The 4,768-nt window shown below is 30.7% G+C and carries 5 protein-coding genes; all 5 read right to left on the reverse strand.

Features of this window, described 5'->3' with window-relative positions:
* On the reverse strand, positions 1-236 hold a 236-nt coding region (locus BCT34_RS24780), incomplete at its 3' end, for a helix-turn-helix domain-containing protein (protein ID WP_157936605.1).
* A gap of 80 nt (positions 237-316) precedes the next feature.
* A complete protein-coding gene (locus BCT34_RS22460; RefSeq protein WP_076650609.1) occupies positions 317-760 on the reverse strand; it encodes a hypothetical protein in 444 nt (147 codons plus the stop codon).
* On the reverse strand, positions 754-2,010 hold the full coding sequence (locus BCT34_RS22465; RefSeq protein WP_076650608.1) for a biotin/lipoyl-binding protein: 1,257 nt from the start codon (positions 2,008-2,010) through the stop codon (positions 754-756). Before BCT34_RS22465 ends, BCT34_RS22460 begins: the two co-directional genes overlap by 7 nt.
* Positions 2,010-3,335 carry a TolC family protein gene (locus BCT34_RS22470; RefSeq protein WP_076650607.1) on the reverse strand — a complete coding sequence of 442 codons (1,326 nt, stop codon included), beginning with the start codon at positions 3,333-3,335 and terminating at the stop codon, positions 2,010-2,012. Before BCT34_RS22470 ends, BCT34_RS22465 begins: the two co-directional genes overlap by 1 nt.
* 347 nt (positions 3,336-3,682) lie before the next feature.
* The gene (locus tag BCT34_RS22475; protein ID WP_076650606.1) at positions 3,683-4,609 is read right to left on the reverse strand and encodes a hypothetical protein; all 927 of its coding nucleotides are present in this window, start codon (positions 4,607-4,609) and stop codon (positions 3,683-3,685) included.
* Between the last annotated feature and the right edge of the window lie 159 nt (positions 4,610-4,768).

Consider the following 4,768-nt stretch of genomic DNA (forward strand, 5'->3'; position numbering starts at 1 on the left):
AAAAGTTTGCGACAGAACCCTTTAAAGGCTTTCGCTTTACTGGCCTTGAGCTTTCTCTCTTTAGCGAGTCTATCTGCGGCTCGTGAAGAATAGAGTCCATCGAAATTCTTTGGGGTATTGCGTTCAATTTCCCTAGAGATTGTCGATGGGCTTCTACCTAGCTCTTGAGCAATCATGTTTACTGATGTGTGTTCAGCCCAACGCTTCTCAATGTAGAACCTGTCCTCGGATGTCAGATGTGCTGCCCTCTCACCCTCTAATCAAAATGATGAATAAACATGCTGAGAGCAGTATAAATCAATAAGTTAGAGCCCCCTTAGTGGGTCATTTTTACATCGGTGCTGACATCAGTCCTTTTAGAGCTAATAAAACAATAGTCCTTTCTATCATTTCCTAGTTCTGTTGTTTTTATTTTTATTTTATAAATACTTTCCACGTCGGCCTGATCAATTTTTATTGTGTTATATAAAGAAATAGCATCGGCCATATCTATAGTTAAATCCTTACCATAAGTACAACCTACCGATATATCAATTACTTCATCATTGTTTAAGTTGTTTATATATTTTAAATAGTCATCAACACTTTCTTCAGTTAGATAATAATTAGATACAGGAATAAGATAATCCCCGTTGTCTGTATAAAGCAGGCTTGAACTAGCTTTGTTTATTACTGCGTGTTCATAAGCAGAAGAAACTAAAATTAAAACAAAAAACAGACAACCCAATGTTGCAGATAACAGTCCAATAAAACCTACCATACAGAAAAATCCAAGTCTTTATTAAATACAGATGTTATATATGATAAAAATGACATGCTATCATTAATAACATGTATGCTAGCTTTTACTCCTACCATCTTATGAAGAATATTTCTAACATCATTTTCATCGTTAAACTTAATTTTAACTGAGTAATATCTAGTTTCATCTTTATCATCAACAAATGAGTCTACGCTAACATTTGTGATTTTACCATAAAAATGCCTCTTGATGCCAGGGGCATCTATCCTCACTTTAACTTCAGAGTTTATATCAAAAAAAGGCCGTAACTTTGAACTAAATCTCCCATCTATATATACGCCATGATCTTTTCTTTTGATTGTCATTATCTTTGCATTTTTCTCAACATAAACTCCAGGATATAAACCAGTCTCTAAAGACAAAATAGAACCACTAATTGTCGACTTTATGTTAGTTGATTTTATTCTATCATAAAGGATATTTAAATCAGATTTATTTTTAGCCATTTCCAATTCTAACATTTTAGCCTCCTCTATATTTTCAGATATAAAATCAACCGTCATTTGAGTAAATTTAGAGTACTCAAGTAACATATCATTTTCAGACTCAATCAATGAAAGACTATTATTTATATTATCTAAGTCAACACTCTTTTGAGACAATATAGCATCAATAACTCTTGTCGTCCTTCCCAAGGACTTTTCTAAAACCTCTACCTTTTCATTTGATAATTTTTTTTGAGACTCTATATTGATTTTTTTTTCTTCTAATGTTTTTTTGTTTTTTTCAAAAAAAAGTTTCCTACTCAAATAAAACCTATATTGCTCTCTCAACCTTAATAATCTTGCGCTAATTGTTTTTTCAACACCAATCAATAATGAGTTACCCAGTACATCTTCACCGCTTGGATTGTTTTCATCTAAATGAAAAGTTCCTGAAAGGAATATATTGCCAAGCAACTCCCTTTCATACTTCAAATAATCACTCTTTATCTTATATATTTCCCTCCTTTCTTTCATTAATTCAAGATTATGTTTATCTTCTATGTTTTTTATTGATATCATTTTTTCACCAATATCAACACTATCACCTTGACTTACATTTAAACTTTGTATTTCACCAGAAATAGGGGATGTAATATTAATGTTACTATCTGTTATAGAGATAACCCCATCACCACTCGACACCACATCGATATTATAGTGTGATAATGAAAAAACAAATAAAACAAGAGAAAGTACCCCATAAGTTACACTTGATTTAATCATTATATTCTATATTTATTGGGTGCTATTGATCTTAACATTTTCACCTGCATAACAGTATCACTTAAGTTATTATTTACGCTTAACAACTTCACTTCTCCATCCATTCTTGTAGAAACATTCTTTAACAGGTCTAGTATATTTGACTCATCTACATTTATCTCATTTTTAAGATTTAAAAAAATACTTTCACTTAAATCAAGTTGCTCTAACAAGTTACCCTTGGTATCCTCGAGTAAAGAATATTGTTTTTTTAAAGAATCCGAACGAATGACATACTGATTAACAATACGATCTCGATCTATATAAGCTTTTATTAAAAGTTCTTCTTCACTTTTTTCGACTTTATAATTTGAGTAGTCAAAGAGGTCTACATAAAAACCAAGCCCAATATAAGAGTTAGGCTTATCATAGCCTGTATTACTACTGCGCTTATGTTGGGTTTCAAGGTTAATTGTGATTATTTCATTTAAAGATTTTACATTATTTTTACCAAGCCTTATATTAGTATCTGCTCTTTGTATATCAAGGTTATCTCTAACTATACTTTTAGTGTCAAAATTATCTTCATTAATTTTTAATTCTATTTCTGACAGGCGATCGCTAATAATAAAGTTATATAATTCAAAATATTTGGGAGATATGTTGTTTATGTTGTTTATGTATGTTTCAACTCTTGACTCTATAGATAATATTAATTCTTCAGATTTTTTCTTTGTTACTATTGCAAAATTCTTATCTGATTTTTTCAATACCCCTGATGTTGATATTTCCTCAACTATATCATCAAGTATACCACTCTGATTCCTTAATTGATTAATGGCTTTCTTCGAATTCTTTAGCTTTATTAGATTATTAATTACATTCCTATATGTTTTTGTTACCTCTAAATTATAATCAATAATCGATAGGTTTAAGTTTTCATGATTACTGGCAATATTATATGAAACCGTATCCCCCCACAATTTAGCTGTTCCTGTCGCACTTATTTCAGACTTTAGTCCATCGTATCCTTCTAAGTATTTCCTTTCTGAAGCAGAAATTGTAACTTTTGGCACATAATAATTTTCAGAACTAGACAAAAGATGTTTTTTAGATAAAATGTCAGCTTCAAATTTAGATGCTTCATATGAGTTTTTAACTATCTCTTTAACTAACTGATCAACGTCATGGTCAATCGTCAGAAACTCAGAAGAATTTTCATTAGCAAAACCATGTTTAATTATAGAAATAAAAAATATTATAGATATTAAAAGATAACTTTTGCACTGTATTATTTTTGATGATAAACGTTCTAAAAAATTAATAACAAAGAATATCCTCTTCATCTTACTTCCTCTTATTCACAATAAAGATCTCCCTACTAAGGATGCAACCAATTTCACAGACAATAGTCATGTGAAAAACACTCAATAAAGCAAGAGATTTATTGAGTGAGTGAGGATTATACTTAGCTATTCACTAAGGGCAACCGCATATATGAGTCCACCACATTCTGCACTTTTCGTTTTGTTCGATGATAACCTCAACAGGCGTTTTAGTCCAAGACATTTGTGAGGACGTTCTGCGTTATACTGAAGCAGATAATCTGCTAGCTTTTCATTAAATGCTGTCATGTCTTCAAAGAGCAAAGGCTTATAATCCCCGTCTTCCAGATGAAACAGTACAAATTATCTTATTGAAAGGTATCAAAAATGTTACGTTTGAATTTTTCAATATATTCAGAGTATATCTTGAATCTTTGGTAAATTAGTTTAAGCAATTTGTTATTTACTGATGATAGTTTTAAGATGGAGTCTATTTTTTTAGTGGAACTCGAATTATTTTCATTTATTTCACCTATCACTTCCACTATAACGTTAGAGTTTCTAGATAGGGTTTTAATATCATCAACATTATTAACCTGTTCTTCTTTTAAGGAATTAAGCAACTCATTAATATTTAATAATATTTTATTATTCTCTTCCTTTTTTGAAATCAATGAATTTAAATTATCATTTGTTTTTACCATTACACTCAAAAGATCTACATCATATTCAATGTTCGATAATCTTAATGAAGATAATTTTTTTTCCATTTCATTGACTCTTTCATAAATAGAGTCTGGATTCATACAATCACTAATATTAGTGTTAGTTGCTTTATCCATGTTTGATGCTATAAAAAAACCAGAAAAGATTACATATGCTGATGTCCCGACTCCCAAAATGGACGTTAAGAAAGCGAATGACATTCCGTTTAATGAGCTACCTATACCGTCCGTCATGGAGTTTATTTCACCGGGGGATTGATTGTTTAAAACACCTGAAATCGATGATATCATTTCAACAAGACCTATAAAGGTACCAATCAAGCCAATAGACACCATAGCAGAAGCAAGCATATTAATTTGAGAAATGTATACTTTCTTCTTGTTTTTAATATTAGGAACAAACCCAAAATAAAAAGATCTAATAGTTAAATAACAATAAATAACTGAAGTTATAGTTGTTATTTCGGGGGCTATATTGTAACAGCTCTGTACAAAATCATTGAATAAATCAGAATATAAAAAAAGAACATAAGGTAAAACAAAGCAAAATAAACCAAAATAAAGAGTCATCCGGATTCTCTCTCCTACTATTAATTAACATAAATGACAATCGTACCATGGCTTTGTTGCGTAATTCAATGGAACTAAATCCAGAACCTACGATCTGATCAGCTACCTCCACTCTCTCTCGTAGTCCTATGCCTAAGCCTGGTTCTGTCGCAAACTTTT

It is taken from the genome of Vibrio sp. 10N.261.45.E2 (assembly GCF_002875705.1).
Classification (GTDB): domain Bacteria; phylum Pseudomonadota; class Gammaproteobacteria; order Enterobacterales; family Vibrionaceae; genus Vibrio.